17 protein-coding genes are annotated in these 20,933 nt (G+C 72.5%); 4 read left to right on the forward strand and 13 right to left on the reverse strand.

The window, feature by feature from the left end:
- Positions 1-41 precede the first annotated feature (41 nt).
- Both FLL47_RS16700 and FLL47_RS16705 read right to left on the reverse strand, forming a co-directional pair.
- A complete protein-coding gene (locus FLL47_RS16700) occupies positions 42-1,841 on the reverse strand; it encodes an ABC transporter ATP-binding protein (protein ID WP_144121423.1) in 1,800 nt (599 codons plus the stop codon).
- A gap of 138 nt (positions 1,842-1,979) precedes the next feature.
- On the reverse strand, positions 1,980-3,770 hold the full coding sequence (locus tag FLL47_RS16705; protein WP_186315782.1) for an ABC transporter ATP-binding protein: 1,791 nt from the start codon (positions 3,768-3,770) through the stop codon (positions 1,980-1,982).
- Between the two features lie 212 nt (positions 3,771-3,982).
- Here FLL47_RS16705 and FLL47_RS16710 point away from each other — a divergent pair, with 212 nt between their 5' ends.
- Both FLL47_RS16710 and FLL47_RS16715 read left to right on the forward strand, forming a co-directional pair.
- Positions 3,983-4,615 carry a TIGR03085 family metal-binding protein gene (locus FLL47_RS16710; RefSeq protein ID WP_144121424.1) on the forward strand — a complete coding sequence of 211 codons (633 nt, stop codon included), beginning with the start codon at positions 3,983-3,985 and terminating at the stop codon, positions 4,613-4,615.
- A gap of 164 nt (positions 4,616-4,779) precedes the next feature.
- Positions 4,780-6,603: an AMP-dependent synthetase/ligase gene (locus tag FLL47_RS16715; protein ID WP_144121425.1), complete on the forward strand. Its 1,824-nt coding sequence runs from the start codon at positions 4,780-4,782 to the stop codon at positions 6,601-6,603.
- Between the two features lie 75 nt (positions 6,604-6,678).
- Here FLL47_RS16715 and FLL47_RS16720 read toward each other — a convergent pair whose 3' ends face one another.
- Both FLL47_RS16720 and yczR read right to left on the reverse strand, forming a co-directional pair.
- Complete coding sequence (locus FLL47_RS16720) at positions 6,679-7,281, reverse strand: DUF1349 domain-containing protein (protein WP_144121426.1); 603 nt, start codon at positions 7,279-7,281, stop codon at positions 6,679-6,681.
- Between the two features lie 36 nt (positions 7,282-7,317).
- On the reverse strand, positions 7,318-8,769 hold the full coding sequence (gene yczR, locus FLL47_RS16725) for a MocR-like transcription factor YczR (protein ID WP_144121427.1): 1,452 nt from the start codon (positions 8,767-8,769) through the stop codon (positions 7,318-7,320).
- Between the two features lie 176 nt (positions 8,770-8,945).
- Between yczR and yczE the strand changes: the two genes are divergently transcribed.
- Entirely contained in the window at positions 8,946-9,593 is a 648-nt protein-coding gene (gene yczE, locus FLL47_RS16730) for a membrane protein YczE (RefSeq protein ID WP_144121611.1), read from the forward strand.
- A 241-nt stretch (positions 9,594-9,834) separates the two neighbouring features.
- Positions 9,835-10,983, forward strand: a complete 1,149-nt coding sequence (locus tag FLL47_RS16735) for a ScyD/ScyE family protein (RefSeq protein WP_186315768.1) — start codon at positions 9,835-9,837, stop codon at positions 10,981-10,983.
- 109 nt (positions 10,984-11,092) lie between these two features.
- Here the strand turns inward: FLL47_RS16735 and FLL47_RS16740 are convergent, their stop codons facing one another.
- The 9 genes from FLL47_RS16740 to FLL47_RS16780 all read right to left on the reverse strand — a co-directional run bounded on the left by FLL47_RS16740 (position 11,093) and on the right by FLL47_RS16780 (position 20,745).
- Entirely contained in the window at positions 11,093-11,557 is a 465-nt protein-coding gene (locus FLL47_RS16740; protein ID WP_246158038.1) for a nuclear transport factor 2 family protein, read from the reverse strand.
- 89 nt (positions 11,558-11,646) lie between these two features.
- A complete protein-coding gene (locus tag FLL47_RS16745; protein WP_144121429.1) occupies positions 11,647-12,414 on the reverse strand; it encodes a cyclase family protein in 768 nt (255 codons plus the stop codon).
- Between the two features lie 121 nt (positions 12,415-12,535).
- Positions 12,536-13,804 carry an FAD-dependent oxidoreductase gene (locus tag FLL47_RS16750; protein ID WP_144121430.1) on the reverse strand — a complete coding sequence of 423 codons (1,269 nt, stop codon included), beginning with the start codon at positions 13,802-13,804 and terminating at the stop codon, positions 12,536-12,538.
- Positions 13,797-15,182 (reverse strand): acetyl-CoA carboxylase biotin carboxylase subunit, encoded by a 1,386-nt coding sequence (locus FLL47_RS16755; protein WP_144121431.1) that lies wholly within the window; start codon positions 15,180-15,182, stop codon positions 13,797-13,799. The genes FLL47_RS16750 and FLL47_RS16755 overlap by 8 nt, the downstream gene beginning before the upstream one ends.
- 9 nt (positions 15,183-15,191) lie before the next feature.
- On the reverse strand, positions 15,192-15,791 hold the full coding sequence (locus tag FLL47_RS16760; RefSeq protein ID WP_144121432.1) for an acetyl-CoA carboxylase biotin carboxyl carrier protein: 600 nt from the start codon (positions 15,789-15,791) through the stop codon (positions 15,192-15,194).
- On the reverse strand, positions 15,788-17,527 hold the full coding sequence (accA, locus tag FLL47_RS16765) for an acetyl-CoA carboxylase carboxyl transferase subunit alpha (protein WP_425457703.1): 1,740 nt from the start codon (positions 17,525-17,527) through the stop codon (positions 15,788-15,790). Before accA ends, FLL47_RS16760 begins: the two co-directional genes overlap by 4 nt.
- Positions 17,528-17,594: 67 nt before the next feature.
- Positions 17,595-17,855 (reverse strand): acyl carrier protein, encoded by a 261-nt coding sequence (locus FLL47_RS16770; protein ID WP_144121433.1) that lies wholly within the window; start codon positions 17,853-17,855, stop codon positions 17,595-17,597.
- A gap of 36 nt (positions 17,856-17,891) precedes the next feature.
- A complete protein-coding gene (locus FLL47_RS16775; protein WP_222106094.1) occupies positions 17,892-19,823 on the reverse strand; it encodes an AMP-binding protein in 1,932 nt (643 codons plus the stop codon).
- Complete coding sequence (locus FLL47_RS16780; RefSeq protein WP_144121434.1) at positions 19,813-20,745, reverse strand: SRPBCC family protein; 933 nt, start codon at positions 20,743-20,745, stop codon at positions 19,813-19,815. The genes FLL47_RS16775 and FLL47_RS16780 overlap by 11 nt, the downstream gene beginning before the upstream one ends.
- Between the last annotated feature and the right edge of the window lie 188 nt (positions 20,746-20,933).

Below are 20,933 nucleotides of genomic sequence, written 5' to 3' on the forward strand. Positions count from 1 at the left end.
GTCGCACCCCACAGTCCACGCAAGATCGTCGCGATCTTCGGTTAGCGGGTTTGTTCGAGCCAGGAGGCGTAGAGCTTGGCGTAGGTGGAGTCGGGGGCGGTGAGGAGTTGGTCGTGGGGGCCTCGTTGGATTACCACGCCCTTGTCTACGACGATGACTTCGTCGGCGGATTGGGCGGTGGAGAGGCGGTGGGCGATGGCGACCGTGGTGCGGCCCCGGGTCACGGCGTCGAGGGTGCGCTGGAGGCGGACCTCGGTGGCGGGGTCCACGGCGCTGGTGGCTTCGTCGAGGACGAGTAGGTCGGGGTCGGCTACGTAGGCTCGGGCCAGGGCGACGAGTTGGCGTTCGCCGACGCTGAGGGCCTCGCCGCGCTCGCCTACGGGAGTGTCCAGGCCGTGGGCCAGGCCCTGGACCCAGTCGAGCAGGCCCAGGTCGGTGAAGGCCTGTTCCAGTTCGACGTCGGTGAGGTCGGGGCGGGCGAAGCGCACGTTCTCGGCGACCGTGGCGTCGAACAGGAAACCGTCCTGGGGGACCATCACCACCCGGCTGCGCAGTGAGGCGAAACGTACGTCGGTCAGCGGGGTGCCCGAGAGCAGCACCCGGCCCTCGCTCGGGTCCATCAGGCGGGTGAGCAGCTTGGCGAACGTGGTCTTGCCGCTGCCGGTCTCGCCGACGACCGCGACCCGGGTCTTCGCGGGGATGTCCAGGTGCACCTCGTGCAGCACGCGGGGGCCGGGCTCGCCGTCGACCGGGTAGCTGAAGCTGACCCGCTCGAAGCTGATGTCCAGCGGGCCGTCCGGCAGGTGCACGCCGTTCTCGGCGGGGTCGGCCACGTCGGGCTTGAGGTCGACGACGTCGAGCAGCCGGCGCCAGCCCGCGACCGCGTTCTGCGCCTCGTTGAGGACTTCGGTGGCGATCTGGACAGGCTGGATGAACAGCGTGACCAGGAACAGGAACGCGGTCATCTCGCCGAGCGTGATCTGGCCCGCGATACCGAGCCGCACCCCGACCAGGACCACCGACGCCAGCGCCAGCGCGGCCGCGATCTCGCCGGTGGAGAAGCTGGTCACGCTGATGCGCATGGCGCGGCGCTGGGCCTGCTGGTAGTCGTCGATGGTCTCGGACAGCTTCGCGCCGCTGCGCTGCGAGACGCCGTACGCCCGGATCACCGACGCGCCCACGACCGACTCCGAGATGGCGCCGAGCATGACGCCGATCCGGCGGCGGTTCTCGGCGTACGCCCCGGACAGGCGTTTCTGGAACGCCCGGATGACGATCACCGCGGGCAGGAACGCGGCCAGCACCACCAGCGTGAGCTGCCACGAGTAGAACGCCATCACGATCGTGGTGACCACCAGCTGGCCGCCGTTGACCATGAGGATCACGCCGCCCCACTGGATGAACTGCGTGATCGAGTCGACGTCGCTGGTCACCCGGGACACCATGGTGCCGCGGCGCTCGGACTGCTGGTGCAGCATCGACAGATCGTGGATGTGCCGGAAGGTGCGCACCCGGATGTTGGCCAGCGCGGTCTCGCTGACCGTGAACAGCCGCCGCATCATGAAGTAGCCGCAGGCCGTGGTGACCACCAGGATCAGCGCGGTGATGCCGACGATGGTCGCGATCACGCCCATGTCCGGGCCGTTCTGCCCGCCCAGCCCGCGGTCGATGCCCTGCTGCACCGCGACCGGCACCGCCGCGCGGCCGATCATGGCGATGAGCGCCAGCCCCAGCGTGCCGGCCAGCCCCGCCTTGAGCTCGGGTGACAGCGACACGCCCCGCCGGAAGGTCGCCCAAGCCGACTCGGACCGGCCGGTATCGGTGACAGCCGACGCGCTCACGCCTTCTCCTCGCTGCGCTCGTCGACAGCGTGCGAAAACTGCGACATGGTTCGCTCGCTCCGCTCGCTCACGCCATCTCCTCGCTGCGCTCGTCGACAGCGTGAGAAAACTGCGACTCGCTCCGCTCGCTCCGCTCGCTCACGCGGCGACCTCCTCTTCCTCTGCGGCGACGGCGGCGTCGGCGTCGTAGACGCGCTCGCGTTCGCGCTCCTCCTCGGCCTTTTCGTACGCGGTGACCAGGTCTGCGTACCCGCTGACGGTGGCCAGCAGGCGCTCGTGCGTGCCGGTCGCGACCACGCGGCCGGACTCGATGTAGACGACCTCGTCAGCCAGCGCGATGGTGGCCCGGCGGTAGGCGACGACGAGGATCGTCGTGGTCTGCACGGACCCGCGCAGCGAGGCGAGGATGCGGGCCTCCACGCGGGGGTCGACGGCGCTGGTCGCGTCGTCGAGCACGAGCAGCCGCGGCTGCCCGGCCAGCGCCCGGGCCAGGGTGAGCCGCTGGCGCTGCCCGCCCGACAGCGACGTGCCGCGCTCGCCGAGCTGGGTGTCCAGGTGCTCCGGCAGCCGCGCGACGAACGTGTCGGCCTGCGCCGTGGCCAGCGCGTCGTGCACCCGGTCGTCGTCGACGCCGGGCCGGTCCAGCGCGACGTTGCCGCGCACCGTGTCGTCGAAGACGAAGGCGATCTGCGGCACCAGCGCAGCGGTCGCGGCCAGCGAGGCCGAGCTCAGCCCGCGCACGTCGGCGCCGTCGAGGGCCACCTGGCCCTGGTCGGGGTCGAGCAGCCGGGCCGCGAGGGTGGCGATGGTCGACTTGCCGGAGCCGGTCGGGCCCACCAGCGCGACGGTGCGCCCGGCGGGCACGGTGAAGGTGACGTCGTGCAGCACCGGCTGCGCCGGCTCGTACGCGAAGTCCACGTTGCGGAAGCTCAGCTCGGCCGCGCCGGACCCGGGCAGGGCCGCCGTGCCGTAGGGCATCTGCCCGGTCGCCTGCAGCACGTGCTCGACCCGGTCCCAGCCCGCGACCGAGCGCGGCAGGTCGCCGAGCACCCAGCCGATGGCGCGCACCGGGAACGCCAGCACCGTGAACAGGAAGGTCACCTGCACCAGCTGCTCGAATTCGATCGCGCCCTGTTTCATTCGCCACGCGCCCACCAGCAGCGCCAGCAGCGTGCCGAGGAACGGCAGCGACTCCATGAGCGGGTCGAACAGGCCGCGCAGCCGGCCGACGCTGATCAGCGCGTCGCGCAGCTCACCGGCCCGCTGGGCGAAGCGGCGGGTCTCCAGGTCCTCGCGGCCCATCGTCTTGACCACGAGCGCGCCGTCGAAGCTCTCGTGCGCGATCGCGGCGACCTCGGCCCGCATGTGCTGGGCGTGGGCCTGGCGTGGGGCCATCCGGCGGGAGAAGACCACGTTCATCACGAACAGCACCGGGAAGACCACGAGGCCGACCAGCGCCAGCGCCCAGTCCACTGCGAACAGCACCGTCACCGACACGATCAGCATGAACACGGTGCCGACCGCGAACGGCAGCGGCGCGACGGGGAACCAGGCGGCCTCGACGTCGGAGTTGGCGTTGGACAGCAGCGTGCCGGTGGCGTGGCGCTGGTGCCAGGAGACCGGTAGCTGCAGGTAGCGGCGGGTCACCTCGTGGCGGTACTTCGCCTGCAGGGCGAACTGCATGAAGCCCGCGCCCAGCCGGCGGCCGAAGATGGCCAGGACCCGGCCCAGGCCCATCGCGATCAGCACCGAGGCGCCGAGCACCATCACCCCGGCGGTGACGTCACCGCCGGTGGTGGAGGGCACCACGAGAGCCTCGACCAGCCAGCCGATCACCTTCGCCTGCCCGATGACCAGCGCGCCGAACAGGCAGCTGCCCACGACGGCGACGGCGAACAGACGTGGCTCGTCCCGGATGCCGCGCCACATCACCCGCGCTCCGCGCGCGAGCACATCGCGCCCGGTGATCTCCGGTTTCGTCGGCTCGGTGCCGGCTGTCTCCCCTGCCACTCGTATCCCCGTCGTCAGGTCGGTAAGTATTTAGCTTGGCTTCCTATCCTTACCGACGCCGCACCTCCAGGCGAGCGGATATGGCCTGTGCCGGGCGTCACACCGCTCTCAGGGTACGTAGGATCGCCGGCATGACCCGGTACGCCTTCGCTGAAAGGCTAGCTCTGGCCGACCTGATGGCCGAGGTCGGACCAGACGCCCCCACCCTCTGCGGGGACTGGACCGTGCGCGATCTCCTGGCGCACCTGCTGCTGCGGGAACGGCGTCCCGACGCGGCCGCGGGCATCCTGATCAAGCGCCTGGCCGGGCGCGCTGCGACCGTGCAGCAGCAGATCGCCGCCCGCGACTTCGACACCCTGCTCACCGAACTGCGGCACCCGCCGCGATGGAGCCCCGCGGGGCTCGGGCCACTGGATGAGCTGGTCAACCTGGCCGAGATGTTCATCCATCACGAGGACATCCGTCGGGCGGTCGCGGACTGGACGCCTCGCAAGCTGAAGCCGGGGCTGTCCGAGGCGCTGTGGGGGCAGGCCCGGCGGCGTGCGTCGCTGGCGCTGCGGCGCTACCCGGTGCAGGTACGGGTGATCTCTCCGGGCCATGGCACGGTGACCACGGGGCGGCCCGGCACCCAGCCGCTCAACCTCACCGGCACTCCCAGTGAGCTGCTGATTTTCCTGTCCGGCCGGCAGGGGCGCGCGCGAGCCAGCGTGGACGGCCCGCCCGAGCAGGCGAACCGGTTGCGCCACGCGCGGCTGGGCGTCTGAATGCGGCCGCCTGCGACTGACCGATGGGCCGGTGGCGGCCCCGGTGACCCCTGGATAAAGATCTTCCCGAGGGGTTCCGCAAGCCCGTGCGCAGCATTACCCTTCGGTAACACCAAGTTAACGTGTCCCCCGTCACTCTTGCCTACCAGAGGCGGCCCCGACTCATGACCATTGACGTGCCCTACCGGTCTATTCCGGACATGTTCCTGCAGCGAGTCGCGGCGTCCCCCGACGCCCGCGCCTTCGGCGGCCCGGACGCGGACAACGCGCCGGTCTGGTACACCTGGGCCCAGATCGCGGAGCGCGCCAAGGCGATCGCCGCCGGTCTGACCACGCTCGGCATCGGCAAGGAGGACCGCGTCGCGATCCTCGCCAACACCCGGCTCGACTGGATCGTCGCCGACCTCGGCATCATGTGCTCCAGCGCCGCGACGACCACGGTCTACCCGACCACCGAGCCGGAGGAGGCCTGCTTCATCGTCGCCGACTCCGGGTCCAAGGTGCTGATCGCGGAGAACCCGGCGCAGGCCGCCAAGATGAGCCGGGACGCAGTGCCCGCGCTCACCCACATCGTGCTGATCGACGGCGCGGCCGACCCGGCCTCCGCGTTCCCCCAGCTCACGCTCGCCGACCTGGAGCGCCGCGGCGCCGAGGCCCTGGCCGCCAACCCGTCGCTGGTCGACGACCTGATCGCCGGCATCGGTCCGGACAACCTGGCCACCCTCATCTACACCTCCGGCACCACCGGCCGCCCCAAGGGCGTCGAGCTGCTGCACCGCGGCTGGACCTGGGAGGGCGTGGCGCAGTCGGACGTCGGCGTGCTGCTCCCCACCGACGTGCAGTTCCTCTGGCTGCCGCTGTCGCACTCGTTCGGCAAGACGCTGATCTGCGGCATCATCCACGTCGGCGTGCCGACGTACGTGGACGGCCGGGTCGACAAGATCATCGACAACCTGGGCCTGATCAAGCCGACGCTGATGTGCGCCGCGCCGCGCATCTTCGAGAAGGTCTACAACCGGGTCGTCGGCCAGGCCACCGAGGCCGGCGGGCTCAAGGCGAAGATCTTCGGCTGGGCGGTGCGGGTCGGCCGCGAGCGCGTCGCGCTGGAGCAGGCAGGCAAGCCGGTCCCCGGCGGCCTGATGCGCAAGTACGGCATCGCGCACAAGCTGGTCTTCAGCAAGCTGCACGCCCGGCTGGGCGGCAACATCCGCTACATGGTGTCCGGCTCGGCCGCGCTGTCGGTGCCGATCGCGGAGTTCTTCGCCGCCGCGGGCCTGCCCATCAGCGAGGGCTACGGCCTCACCGAGAACTGCGCGGGCGCGTTCGTCAACCGCCCCGGCGCGCTGAAGATCGGCACCGTCGGCCAGCCGCTCGGCGACCTCGAGATTCGGATCGACGCCGACGGCGAGATCCTGCTGCGCGGCGCGCCGATCATGCGCGGGTACCACAACCTGCCCGCGGAGACCGCCGCCGTGTTCACCGAGGACGGCTTCTTCCGCACCGGCGACATCGGCGAGCTGGACGGCGACGGCTTCCTGAAGATCACGGACCGCAAGAAGGACCTGGTCAAGACCTCAGGCGGCAAGTACATCGCGCCGAGCCACATCGAGGGCCTGTTCAAGGCGCTGTGCACGTACACCTCGCAGGTGCTCGTGATCGGCAACTCGCGCAACTACTGCTCGATGCTGGTGACCCTCGACCCCGAGGCGATCACCGGCTGGGCCGCCGGCACCCCGCTGGAGGGCAGGTCCTACGAGGAGATCGTCACCTCGGACGAGGCCAAGGCCATGGTCGCGGGCCACATCGACGAGCTGAACGCGAAGCTCAACCGCTGGGAGACCATCAAGAAGTTCACCATTCTGCCGCGCGACCTGACCATCGAGCACGGAGAGATCACCCCCTCGATGAAGCTGAAGCGACGCACGGTGGAGACCAATTTCGCGTCGGATATCGAGAAAATGTACGAGGGTTCCCTCGTCGAAATCTGACCGGCGCGGGGGCTCTTTCCCACGCAGTGAGGTACGTAGGGGCGGCCACAAGCCGCCCCTACGTTTTTGCCCAGGTCAGCTGCCGTCGCGCAGGTCGGACAGGCGGGTGGCGGTCAGGCGGGCGCGGTCGAAGACGACGGTGCAGCCCGCGCCGACCGGGGACTGCGCCTCGACGCCGATCATCGGCGGGCCCGCGTCGGGACCGAGGCCGAAGTAGCGGACCAGCTGCCATACCTGGCCGTCGGGGCTGCTGTGGAAGGCCCAGGCCGGGCCGACCCGGGAGGCACGCAACCACACCGTGTCCCCGGCGACCGGCCACGCGTTGGCGTCGTCGGAGTCGCCGCGAGTGATCACCGTGACGATGGTGTTCTCACCGGCCGGGGAGCGCTCGAAGCACAGCTTGGCCCAGTGCCGCTCACCGGCCCAGACGAGCAGGACCCCGGCGTCGTACCTGTCGCCGAAGTCCACCCGCGCCCGCACCGTGAACTGCAGGTCGCCCTCGGGCGCGGGGGCGAGCGCGCGCGGCGCGTTGAGCACCGGCGTCGCATCCGGGTCGCCCGGGTCGACGAACATGTCGGTCTGCGGCCCAGCCGCGACGGAGAGCACGCCGCCCGCGAGGTGCCAGGAGGCGGGTTCCGGTTGCCAGCGCAGGTTCAGCCCGCCGAGGTTCACGTCCATCGGCGCATTCTGCCACGGCGCGGAGATGCGGGTGGCTCACGCGATCAGCGCAGGCTCGCTCCACCGCGGACGGCCGGTGCGGTCGAGGTCGTAGCGGGCCGCGGCGATCCGGCGCACGCCGTCGACCAGCTCGGGTACGGGCTGGGTGAAGGGCAGCCGGATGAAGCGCTCCAGCGTGCCGTCGACGCCGAACCGGGGGCCGGGCGCGAGGCGTACGCCCAGCGGCTCCACCGCGCGCGCCAGCGCGCTGGACACCGGCCCGTCCAGCTCGGCCCACAGGGTGACCCCGCCCGACGGCACGGTCACCCGCCAGCTGGGCAGGTGCTCGCGGACCGCGGCGACCAGCGCGTCGCGCTGCGCGGCCAGCTGCGCCCGGCGCTGCGGGATGACCTCGGCCGCGCGGCTCAGCAGGCGGACCGCGACGAGCTGGTCCAGCACCGGCCCGGCGGTGTCCACGCCGACCCGGACCGCGGCCAGCCGCTGCACGATCGGCGCGGAGGCGCGGATCCAGCCGACGCGCAGGCCGCCCCAGAACGGCTTGCTCATGCCGCCGATGGTGAGCACCCGGCCGTGCCGGTCGAAGGAGGCCACCGCAGGCGGCATCGGCTGGCCGTCCAGCGGCAGGTCCACGAAGGACTCGTCGATCACCAGGTCGGTGCCGGTGCGCTGGGCGGTGGCGACGAGCTGCTCGCGCAGCGCGGCGGACATGACGTGGCCGGTCGGGTTGTGGAACTCCGGGATCAGGTACGCCAGGCTCGGCCGGGTCTGGCGCAGCGCGCCGAGCAGCAGCTCGGCGTCCCAGCCGCCCTCGTCGAGGCCGTGTGTGCTGATCCGGGCCCGGCGGCCCGCCAACGCGGCCAGCGCGTTCGGGTAGGTCGGTGACTCCACCAGCACGGACGCGCCCACCGGCACCTGCAGCCGCAGGATCAGGTCGAGCGCGTGCAGCACCCCGTTCGTGATCATGATCTGCTCGGGGCTGGTCGGCAGGCCGCGCTCGGTGTACCGGTCGGCCACGGCCTCGCGCAGCTCGGTGATGCCGCTCGGGTGGTAGCCCGCGCCGCCCAGGTAGTGCGGCAGCTCCTCGACCGCCTCGCGGGCCGCCGCCATCAGCGGCTCGGGGGCGGGCAGCGCGGCGCAGCTCAGGTCGATCAGGTCGAGTTCGTCGTCGGGCATCCACAGGCCGCTGCTCGCGACCCGGTGCCCGCTGGGCAGGGTGGTCCAGCTGCCCGCGCCGCGGCGGCTGGTCAGGTGGCCCGAGTCCCGCAGCTCCCGGTAGGCCGCGCTGACCGTGGTGCGGGAGATCTCCAGGGCCTCGGCGAGTTCGCGCTCGGCGGGCAGGCGCACGCCGAGCGCGAGCCGCCCGTCGGCGAGCAGGCCGCGCACGGACGAGGCGAGAGCCGCGTAGTCCGGGCTGCGCCGCCGGGCGGGCAGCGCGTGCCAGCGCCCGAGCAGCCGGGCCAGCTGCACACCGCGCACGGAGACGGTCATCGCAGGCACTCCCTCGGCCGGAAGAGCCAGTCCCCGTGGATTGGCCCTTTCTGGCTTATCGATTGGCCTCCAGACTGGCAGACATGACAGGCGCACGCAAGCCACTGACCATGCCACTCCGGACGACCCAGCGCCGGGCGTCCACCGCCGCCCCGACCACCCCCCGCCCCGCTCCCATGCCGCTGCGCGAGCGCCTGCCCCGCCGACTGTTCCAGCTGCTCGCCGGCCTGATCGGGTACGGCGTGAGCATCAGCCTGATGCTGCGTGCGCACCTCGGCAACCAGCCCTGGGACGTGCTCCACCAGGGCCTCGCCCTGCGGACCGGACTCAGCGTCGGCACCGTGCTGATCATCGTCGGCGCGGCCGTGCTGCTCTGCTGGATCCCGCTGCGCCAGCGCCCCGGCATCGGCACGGTCGCCAACATCGTGGTCATCGGCCTGGTCGTGGACGCGGCGAACCAGCTGCTGCCCGAGCCCTCGCACCTGCTCGCGCGCTGGGCCTTCATGATCGGTGGCATCGTGCTGTGCGGCTTCGCCAGTGGCCTCTACATCGGAGCCAATCTGGGGCCCGGCCCGCGCGACGGGCTGATGACCGGACTGGCCGCCCGCACCTGGTCGCTGCGCGGCTGGCGCACCGTACTGGAGATCGGCGTGGTCGCCGTGGGCTTCCTGCTCGGCGGCAAGGCCGGGCTCGGCACCATCCTGTACGCCCTGGCGATCGGCCCGCTGGCCCAGTTCTTCCTGCCGATGCTCACCATCCGCAGCCGCACCGCCGCCACCGCCCAGGCCGCTCCCGCCCCGGTCACCGAACCGGCCCCCTGCTGACACCCGCGCCCGCCAGCGGCCGTCGCCACCACGACGCTTGATCCACCCGCCTGCCCGGCACCCGTGCGTATCTTGAGCACCCTTTCGCGCAGGTGCCGGGCAAATTCGACGATCTTGGTGGGGGCGGCGAACAGGAGCCGCGCGAGTTGGCACAGCGTGGCGGGCGCGTCACGCAGGGTAAATGGGGCGATATGGGTTTTATTGGTACGGACACCTGACCCTGCCCGCCGGAGGCAACTTCGTGTTCGTATCCATGAAACGGCTGGCCATCGCGTCGGCCGTGATCCTGTCCGCCGTCGCCCAGGGCGCACCCGCCGCCGCAGCGCCGGACGTGACCGTCCTCTACACCGGGCTGAGCAACCCGCGTGGCCTCGCCTTCGATCGCGACGGCACCCTCTACGTCACCGAGGCCGGGCGGGGCGCCGACGGCGCCGCCAACCCGACCTGCCTGCCGAGGCCGCAGGGCATCGGCTGCCTGGGCGCCACCGGCGCACTGGCCCGCCTCAACCGCGACGGCACGCTGACCCGCGTGCTGACGGGCCTGCCCTCGCTGGCCGGTCCCGACGGCACCGAGGCGATCGGACCCGACGACATCGCGTTCGACCGCTACCACCCCGCCCTGCTCACCGTCGGCCTGAGCGAGGCCCCGGCGACCCGGGACGGGCTGCCCGAGCCGGGCGCGCAGATGGGCCGGCTGCTGTCGGTGCGCCGCGACCGGTCCGGCGACTGGTCCTCGCCGAAGCTGGCCACCCAGCGCCTCGCCGACATCGCCGGCCACGAGGCCGCGAACAACTCCGACGGCGGTGAGCTGGACTCCAACGCGCAGTCGGTGGCATTCGGGCCGGGCGGGGCCGCGGTCGTCGACGCCGGCGCGAACGCGCTGCTGTTCGTCACGCCGGCGGGCCAGGTGAGCACCCTCGCCGTGTTCCCCGAGCGGCAGATGCCCGCGCCGCCCGAGTTCAACATGCCGGCGGGCACCATGCTGCCGATGCAGTCGGTGCCGATGGGCGTGGTCTACCGCGACGGCGCCTACTACGTCGCCGAGCTGACCGGGCGCCCGTTCACCACCGGGTCGGCCCGCATCTTCAAGGTCGTGCCGGGCCAGGAGCCCACGGTGTACGCCGAGGGCCTGACCACGGTCGTCGACATCGCGTTCGGGCCGGACGGCTCGCTGTACGCGCTGGAGTTCACGCACACCTCGATGTTCGGCCCGAGCCGCGGCGTCGGCGCCCTCATGCGCATCCGCGGCGAAGGCAAGGCCCCCGAGCTGGTCCTCGACAAGGTCGACCACCCCGGCGGCATCGCCATCCGCAACCGCAGCGCCTACATCACCACCTGCTCCGTCTGCGCCACCACGGGAGCCGTCATGAAACTCCGCCTCCCCGCCTGACGCTCCTCTCCCGGACACCGGGCAAGATCGCGACGATCTTGCGCGAACTGTTGGGGATACGCCCGGAAAGGGCGTGTCGCACCCACAGTCCGCGCAAGATCGTCGCTTTTCAGTTGGCGGCGGGTGGGGCTGCGTCGGGGGTTACGTGGCGGGATTGGACCAGCCAGCCTTCGGGTTCGGCGGGGGCCGGGATGAGGGTGTCTTCGCAGAGGCAGTGGCGGTGTAGGCGGGGGGTGCCGTCGGCGGTGACGGCGATGACCATGCCGTAGCAGCGGACGTGGGCGCGGCCGTCGGCGGCGGGGGTCACCCAGACCATGCCGTGCCAGTGGCGGTGGGTTTCGCCGGTGGCGGCCAGGCGCGCGTGGGTCTGCTCGACGGCGGCGGCGAGGGCTTCACGGCCGCGTACCGGGGCGTCCAGGCCGGGGGCGGTGAAGGTGCCGTCGGGGGCGAAGGTGTCGGCCCACTCGCGGGCGCGGCCGGAGTCGAGCAGATGCATGTGCCGGGCATAGAACTGCTGGACGGACAGGTACATCGCCGAGGTGTCAGTGATCTCGGGCAGGGCGGTCATCGCCATGGTCGGTCTCCTTCAGGTCTCTGGGAAAGGGTCGGGAAGTCGCGTGAACGGGCCGGGGGCGCCACCCGGGCGGCCGCGGGCCGGGCGGATCAGAGGATGGCGACGGCGCGGGTCCAGCCGGCGCCGGCTCCCTTGATCTTGATTGGCAGGCAGGACACGGTGAAGCCGTACGGCTCGGGTAGTGCGTCGAGGTTGGCCAGTCGCTCGATCTGGCAGAACTCGCGGTCGCGGCCGGTGAAGTGGGCGGGCCACAGCACGCCGCGGTCGCCGGTCTCGTTGAACCGCTTGAGCATCGCGCCGAACGGGGCGTCCAGGCTGAACGCGTCCGTGCCGATGACCCGGATCCCCTTGTCCAGCAGGAAGTTCGTGGCGCCGGCGTCCAGGCCGGTGAACTCGGTGAAGTAGCGGGGCGTGCCCGCCCAGGCCGACGCGCCCGTGTGCAGCAGCACGATGTCCAGCGGTTGCGGCTGGTAGCCGATGCGGGCCAGCTCCTTGTCGAGGAAGTCCGCATCGACGGTCGGCCCCGTCGCCGAGCGCAGGTCCAGGCAGAACGCGGGCCGGTGGAACCAGTCCAGCGGCATCTCGTCGATGTGCCGCGGCACCCCGTAGCTGGCCTTGCTGCCGTAGTGCGACGGCGCGTCGATGTGCGTGCCGGTGTGCGTGGTGAGCTTGAGCGTGTCGACCGACAGCAGCTCGCCGTCGGGCAGCACGGACGGGTCGAAGTCGACGCCGAAATGCAGCGCCATCTCCTCCGCCATGTGCACCGCGCCCTGCGCCGGCGTCATGACGTCGTGGATGACCGGCTCGGGTTCCCAGGCCGCGGCGTCCACGGCCGTGGACAGGTCGATGATGGGCATGATCAGTCTCCTTGCTGGAAAGGGCGGATCGGAACGGCCGGGCAGCACGCGCGCAGGAACCTCGGTGACCTCCGACCAGGTGGCAGCCCGCCGAGGCGAGCGATGCCGGTCGCGGTGGCGGTCAGCCCGGCGGCGCGGGGCTGGTGCCGGTCGCGGTGGCGTACAGGTCGGTGCGCACCCGGCAGCGCGGGTTGCCGAAGGCGACCATCCGGGTGAGCTTGTGACCGATCGGGGTGCGGTGCACGATCGAGGCGACCGCCTGCCGGCCCACCTCCAGCGCCCGGCTGCGGCTGCCGAGCATCCCCTTGGCCTGCAGGTGCTGGAACTTCAGCACCTTGTTGATGTCGGCGTTACGCGCGGTGGTGTAACCCGACAGCGCCGCCGCATCCACCGGGCCGGTCTTGCGCAGCGCCGCGACCAGCGCCGGATGGGCCAGCACCGCGTCCTGCAGGGCCAGGTTGAGGCCCTGCGCGCCGAGCGGGCTGTGCGTGTGCGCCGCATCGCCGATCAGCAGCAGCCCGTCCCGCGCCCACTCGCGGGCGGTCCCCGCGAACACGTCCAGCAGGCTGAGGTCGGCCAGGCCGCGCACCTTCTCGTACACCCGCCCGGCGTACTCCGGCACCGCCCGGCACAGCTCGTCCCGGAACTCGGTGAACGGCCGCGCAGCGAACTGCCGGTAGCCGCCGTGCGGCAGCGCCCAGCCCAGCTGGATGCCCTCCGGGAAGCTGCGGTAGCTCAGCAGCATGCGTCCGCCGCCGCCGCGGATGGTCACGTCGCGCACCGACTCGCCCGCCGCGGGCAGCTTGAACCACAGCAGGTCGAAGGTGAACACGTCGCGGCGGTCGTACGGGATGCCGGACAGCTGCCGCGTCTTGGAGTACCGCCCGTCCGCGCCGACCACGCAACGCGACCGGATCGTGCGCTGGCCGCGCGGACCGGAGACGACCGCGCCGCGCACCGCGCCGCCGTCGCGCACCAGGTCGGTGATCCGGGTCCCGGCGAGGTAGCGGAAGGTCGGCTCCCGGCGGCAGGCCGCCAGCAACTCCTCCAGGATGTACTGCTGCGGCACGCTGAGCATGTAGTTGTACGGCCCCGGCAGGTCCCGGTAGTCCACCCCGAGCACCGCCTTGCCCTTGTTGACCAGCTGGAAGCGATCGTGCACGTGGCTGCCGCGGTTGCGGGCCGCGGCCAGCACACCCAGCTCCGCCAGCACCGCCAGCCCGCCGGGCTGCAGGATCTCCCCGCGATACGCCCGCTCGAAGCTGGACGACTTCTCCACCACCGTGACGTCGACCCCGGATCGGGCCAGCAGCAGCGCGAGCGCCAACCCGGCCGGCCCGCCGCCGATCACGCAGACATCGGTGAGGACGTCACTGTCCCTGTCAGCCAATGGATGCCTCCTCGGTCAGACCCCGCGCCCCGTGGCACTTGATGCCGGCGACCAGCGAGGTGTCGTGGGTTCCCTCGATGAACTGCGGATGGTCGAGCACCGCGAGCAGGAAGTCGCGGTTGGTGGCCAGGCCCGGCCCGGCGGCGTGGAACTCGGCCAGCGCCCGCCGCATGCGCAGCAGCGCCTGCGGCCGGTCCGGCGCCCACACCACGACCTTCGCCAGCAGCGGGTCGTATGCCGGCGACACCCGGCCGCCCGGATAGGCGTCGGTGTCGACGCGGACGAACGGGCCCGCGGGCAGCCGCAGCTCGACCAGCCGCCCTGGTGCGGGCACGAAGTCGCGGGACGGGTCCTCGGCGTTGATCCGGCACTCCATCGCCGCGCCGCGGGGCACCAGATCCTCCTGGCGCAGGGTCAGCCGCTCCCCCGCGGCGATCAGCAGCTGCTCGCGTACCAGGTCGATGCCGTGGGTCAACTCGGTGACCGGATGCTCGACCTGGATGCGGCAGTTGACCTCCATGAAGTGGAAGCCGCCGTCGTGGTCGACCAGGAACTCGAAGGTGCCCGCGCCGACGTAGCCGGTGGCCAGCGCCCCGCGCAGCGCCGCCTCGCCCATCTGCCTGGCCAGCTCGGCGGGCAGGCCCGGCGCGGGGGTCTCCTCAATGATCTTTTGTCGCCGCCGCTGCGCCGAACAGTCGCGCAGGCCCAGGTAGACGCCGTTGCCGTACTGGTCGCAGAGGATCTGCACCTCGACGTGGCGCGCGGCGGGCAGGTAGCGCTCCAGGTAGAGCCGGTCGTCGCCGAACAGCGACTGCGCCGCCGACTTCACCTCCCGGAACTGCCGGACCAGGTCCGACGGCTCACGTACGACCTGCATGCCGCGCCCGCCGCCCCCGGCCACCGCCTTGACGATGACCGGGTAGCCGATCCGGGACGCGACCCCGGCCGCGAGGTCCGGGCACTGCACCGGCCCGTCGCTGCCGGGCAGCATGGGCAGCCCGGCAGCGGCCATCGCGGCCCGGGCGGCGGCCTTGTCGCCCAACCGCTCGATCACCGTCGCCGGCGGGCCGACGAAGGTGATGCCGCAGGCCTCGCAGGCCTCCGCGAAGTCCGGCACCTCGGAGAGGAAGCCGTAGCCGGGATGGACCGCGTCCGCGCCGGTGCGCCGGGCCGCCTCCAGGATCGCGGACATGTTCAGGTAGCTGGCGCGCGCCGGGCCGGGGCCGATGCAGACGGCCTCGTCCGCGAGGTCCACCACGGCGGCGTCGCGGTCCTCGGTGGAGTAGACGGATACCACGCGCAACCCCAGCTCGCGGCAGGTGCGGGCGACGCGCAGGGCGATCTCGCCCCGGTTGGCGATGAGCACGGTGGTGAACACGGCGGCCCCCTAGTGCCCGGTCGCCGGGGCGATGGTGAGCAGCCGGTCGCCGTACTCCACCGACGTGCCGTCCGTGACGTGCACGGCGACGACCTGTCCGTCGCGTTCGGCCTCGACCGGGATCATCAGCTTCATCACCTCGATGATCGCGACCTGCTGGCCGCGCCGGACGTGGTCGCCCTCGCTGACGAACGGGGCCGTGCCCGGCTCCGCGGCGCGGTAGAACGTGCCCACCGTGCCGGCGCAGATGTCGACGTGGCCGTCCCCTGCCTGAGCGGGCGCGGGGGCCGGCGCGGGAGCCGCGGTGGCGACCGCGACCGCCGATCCCGCCCGCACGGCCGCCGCCGCGACCGGCGCGGGCTCGGCCGGCAGTACGGCGTTCTCGTCGGCCCACTCCAGTTCGACGAGCACGTCGCCGGCCCGGATGCGCAGCGCGCTGGGCTGCCGGTCCACCCCGGACAGCAGTTGTTGGGCGCTGCGGCGCACGTCGTCGAGGTCGTCGGCGACGGTACGGGCGGTGTCGGGCAGCGAGCCGTGCATCGAGCAGACGTCGGCGGTGTCCACCGGAACGGGTGGCACGCGCAGGGAAGGATCCAGCAGACCGGTCACCACGAACCTCCTTCGGTCGGGATCAGTACGGCCTCATCGGGCCGGCGCGAGCTGCCGAAGCGCCGGAAGCGGGCACGCCGCTGCGCGACGAGGCGGGTCTGGTCGAGCCCCGCGAGATCGGCCAGCTCGGCATGGACGGCGGCGCGCAGCGCGGCGGCCGCGGCGACGTGGTCGGCCTCGGCGCCACCGGGCGGTTCCGGGATGACCCCTTCCACCACGCCGAGTTCGAGCAGGGATCGGGCGTCCACCCGCAGCGCCTGGGCGGCGGCGGGGGCGGCAGCGGCGTCGCGCCACAGGATCGCCGCGCAGCCCTCGGGGCTGATGACGGTGTAGAACGCGTTCTCCATGATCAGTACGCGGTCCGCGACGGCGATGCCGAGCGCGCCGCCGCTGCACCCCTCACCGGTGATCACCGAGACCACCGGCACGGGCAGCGAGCCCATCAGGCGCAGGTTCTCGGCGATCGCGGTGGCCTGGCCCTGCTCCTCGGCCTCCACCCCCGGGTGCGCCCCGGGCGTGTCCACCAGCGTGACCACGGGCAGCCCCCACTTGGCGGCCAGCCGCAGCAGCCGGGCGGCCTTGCGGTAGCCCGCCGGTCCCGGCATGCCGTAGTTGCGCAGGGCCAGCTCGCGGGTCGTGTGTCCCTTCTGGTGGCCGACCACGACCAGCGGCGTGCCGCCGAGCCGGCCGACCCCGCCGATGATCGCCGGGCAGTCGCCGCCGACCCGGTCGCCGTGCAGCTCCTCGAAGTCGTCGAGGATCATGCTGAGATAGTCGGAGGTGGTGGGCCGGGCCACGTTGCGTGCCCGGCGGACCGCCTCCCAGGCCCGCCGCTCGGCCAGCAGCGAGGGATCGCGGACCACGGTGTGCGCGCCGCCTTCGACCGGCGCGGGCGGCACCGCGTCGCGGCGGGTGCCGATCGCCAGCAGCCGGCCGATGCGGTGACGCAGCGCCGGGCGCGGGCAGATCAGATCGAGGAAGCCGCGGTCCAGCAGGAACTCCGCCGTCTGGAAGCCGGGCGGCAGCTCCTGTTTGATGGTCTGGGCGATGACCCGGGGCCCGGCGAAGCCGAGCCGCGCGCCGGGTTCGGCGACCACGACGTCGCCGAGCATCGCGAAGGAGGCGGCCACACCGCCGTAGGTCGGGTCGGTGACCAGGCAGACCGTGGGCAGCCCGGCCTCGTCGAGCTGGTGCAGCGCCTGCGCGGTCTTCGCCATCTGCATCAGGCCGATGACGCCCTCCTGCATCCGCACCCCGCCGGACGCGGTGACCAGCAGCAGCGGCAGCCGTTGCGCCAGCGCCGTCTCCGCGGCGCAGGTGATCAGCTCGCCCACCGCGCCGGACAGGCTGCCGCCCATGAAGCGGAAGTCCATCACCGCGGCGATCGCGGGCGTGCCGGCCATCCGCAGCCGGCAGCACACCACCGCCTCGGCCAGCCCGGTCGCACGCCGGGCGTCGGCGATGCGCTGCGGATACGGCTTGTCGTCGACGAAGCGCAGCGGATCCGCGGCGTCGGCAGCGAGGTCGAGCGGCTCGACCGAGCCAGGGTCGGCCAGCAGGGCGATCCGATCCCAGGCGGCCAGCGGGCGGCAGTGCCCGCACTGTGGACAGATGCCGCTGCTGCGGGCCAGCCGCTTGCCGTAGACGACGGCTCGGCAGCGGCCGCAGGACACCCAGGACGCGGCCGGGCCGGCCGGGCCGGGCGCAATGCCCGGTCCGGCCACATCCCCGGTCACGACGCACACTCGCTTCGCGAGCGAGCGCCGTGGCGCACTGTCCGCATGATTCGCTCGCTACGCTCGCTCATGACAATGCCCCTGACCGGGTCGAGCTGACCAGGTCGATCAGCTGTCCAGGCGTGCTCACCGCCAGCACCGCGTCGTCGGGCAGCCGGATGCTGAGGTCACGCTGCAGCCGCGCGGTGGTCTCCAGCAGCGCCAGGGAGTCATACCCCAGGTCGGCGAAGCTGGTGTCGGCGATGTCCCCGTCCAGGTCCACTCTCTCGTCCGCCCCTGCGACATCGCGCAGGATGCGCCGCACGTCCTCGATGGTGAAGTCGTTCATGACGCGCTCCCTTCCGTTTCGGCATCGGCATACGACTCAGCGAGCGGCGAGTGGGGCGTGCTCGCCGACCGCGTCGTACAGGTCGTGCTCCGGGACGGCCAGCCCGGCCAGCTTCATGACCTGCTCCCGGAAGCCCGGGGTCTGCACCGCCTTGGCGTGCGCCGCCGCGTCGGCCCACTGCGCGGTCTCGATGAAGACCTCGGGCTGGCGGCGCGAGCGGTAGAGCTGGCGGCCGATGAAGCCCGGCTGGGCGCTCATGTACGCCGAGATCTCGTCGAGCACCTGCTCGAACTGCGCGACGTCGCCGTTGACGGTGATCTTGTTGATGAACGTGACCATGTGGTCGCTCCTTCGGGTTTGGGCGGCACCGTGCCGCTCGTGTACGTGGGTGCGCACGTCCCGGCGGCGGGCTTTGCCGTTGGGCGAGCGCGGGATCTCCTGCACCAGCTCGATGCCGTGCAGGTGCTGGTATTCGGGCAGGCCCGCGTTGACGAACGCGATGACCTGGGCCGGGTCGGCGTCCTCGTCGTCGGTGACGACCAGGGCGTACGCGACCGCGCCGCGGTACTCGTGCGGCATGTCGACGACCATGCAGTCGGTCACCGCCGGATGGCGCATGATCACCCGCTCCAGCTCCACGGGTGAGACCAGCCAGTTGTCGCATTTGAAGACGTCCTTGAGCCGGTCGACCAGGAACAGCGTGCCCTCGTCGTCGAGGCGGCCCACGTCTCCGGTGTCGAACCAGCCCTCGGCGTCGAACGGGCGCTGCACCCCGTCCGGGGTCAGGTAGCCCGCCATCAGCTGCGGCCCGCGCACCTGCACCTCGCCGGGTGTGCCGACGGGCAGCGGCTGCCGGGTGTCCAGGTCGACGACCCGGCACTCGGTGCCGGCGACCGGCCTGCCCACCGAACCCGCCGACGGCCGGTCGATCCGGTCGCAGTGGGTCAGCGGCGCGGTCTCGGCCAGGCCGTACCCCTGGATGACCGGGATCCCCAGCCCGGCGCAGAGCCGGGCTGCCGCGGCCGGGGCCAGCGCGGACCCTCCGGAGAGGATGGCCCGCACCCCTGGCATGCGCCAGGTGGGCAGCCGCGGGTCGGCGGCCATCCGGGCCAGCCGCACCGGCAGGCTGTAGAAGTGCGTCGCGCCGGTGCGGGCCGCCGTCGCGACGGCCTGCGTCGGGTCGGCGTCCGGGCACAGCACCTGGGTGGCCCCGGCGCAGACCGCCGAGTTCAGGTGCATCGGGTGGTACGTCGGCAGGTGGTTGAGCGTGACCGTGTCCGGCCCGAGTCCGTGCACCCCCGCCACCTGGGCCGCGTTGTAGACCAGGTTGCGATGGGAGAGCAGCACGGCCTTGGGCCGCCCCGTGGTGCCGCTGGTGAACTGCAGCACCGCCACCGCGTCCGGGTCGGCGACCGGCGAGTCGAACCGGGCCGAGCGGCCCGCCGGGGCGCCCGCGGCCGGCACGCAGTGCTCCCCCGGACGGTCCAGGTAGAACACGTGCGCCAGGCGCGGCAGGTCGAGCCGGATGCGCTGCAGCTTGTCGGCCATGTCGGCGACCCCGACGAGCACCTGCACCCCGGCCGACTCCAGCGCGTACGCCAGCTCCTCCTCGCCCTGCAGCGGGTTGATCACGGCGCACACGTGGCCCGCCCGCACCGTGCCGTAGTAGGCGACCGCGAAGGCCGGGTGCAGCGCGGCGGCGACGCCGACGACGCCGCCCGGCAGGCCCGGCCGCGACGGCGCGGCGTCCCGCGGGAGCAGCCCGGTGAGCTTGGCGGCGAAGCCGTCGGCGGCCGCGTCGAGCTCCGCGAACGTCATCGCCCGCGACCCGGTCTGCACCGCGATCCGGTGCGGGGCGCTCACCGCCGCCCGGCGCAGCAGCCCGTCGAGGGTGCCGCCGGAGCGGGCCAGCATGTCGGCCAGTGCCCGCTCGGCGGCGACGGCGTCGGCGTCGGTGCTACTGGGCACGGGCCGGCTCCTCGGCGTACGCCTGCGCGTGGCGCAGCGTCTGCAGCGAGTTGGTGCTGAGCACCCGGCGCAGGTAGCGACGGGCGTCGGCGACCGTGGTGTCCTCGCCGAGCAGGTTCAGCGCCGACGGCTTGATGGTGGCCGTGTGCCGGGCGTGCACGGTGACACCCTCGGGCGTCTCCACGAAGTGCCAGTGCCCGGTGTGCGCGTCCAGCAGCTTGGGCAGGCCGATCTGCTTGTAGATGATTTTGTGGGGCAGGCAGACGCGCACCGAGCGGGTGGTGTGCGCGCGGCCCTCCGGGGTGACCGTGTCCATGTCGAAGAACTGCACGCCGGGCTGGTCCTCGGTCATCGACAGGGCGGTGACGTGCGGGACCCGCTCGGGCCACTTGTCGGCCGCGTACAGGAACTCGTAGACCTGCTGCGGCTGCCCGGCGATGAACAGCGGGTCCTCGAAGGAGATGACGAGCTGCGCCAGCTCGTCCCAGCGCTCGGCCAGGCCCTTGACCCGGGCGACGATCTCCTGCGCGCCTTCGAGTTGCGCGGCGGCGGCGTCCGCGCCCTCGGCGCCCGGCGCGGCGGTCACCGTCACCGTCAGCTCGGCCTCGCAGGCCTGCTCGCCCTGCGGCGCGAACGTCCACTCGGTGCGCACCGACACCAGGGGCGCGGCGCAGGCGGCCTGCTCGGTGACGACCCGCAGGCCGGCCCGGTCGACCGTGCGGGTGGTGCTCCACTGGCGTACGGCGTCACCGTCCAGCGCCCACCAGCGCACGTTCGCGCCGTCGGCGTCCGGCTCGGCGTGCACGCCGTCCGGGAAGAACTGCGGCCAGTGGCGCAGGTCGTTGATGATCTCGAAGGCGACCGCGGCCGGCGCGGCGACCTCCGCGCGCTGGGTCTCGGTGTACACCTTGTTCTTGGACATCGGCGCTCCTCTACGGGCCGGGATGGGGATTTCGGCCGCACGCGGTCATCCGCGGCGAACCGGTCTGCCATGAACCGTCGCAGCCGGCCACTTGAGGACCGGTGGAAGTCGGCTTGAATGGCCAGGTCAAGCCACCACGCCGCGATCACCGCGGGTCGTCGCACCGGGTCACGGGCGCCTCGACGGCC

Source organism: Catellatospora sichuanensis (genome assembly GCF_007483665.1).
GTDB lineage: Bacteria > Actinomycetota > Actinomycetes > Mycobacteriales > Micromonosporaceae > Catellatospora > Catellatospora sichuanensis.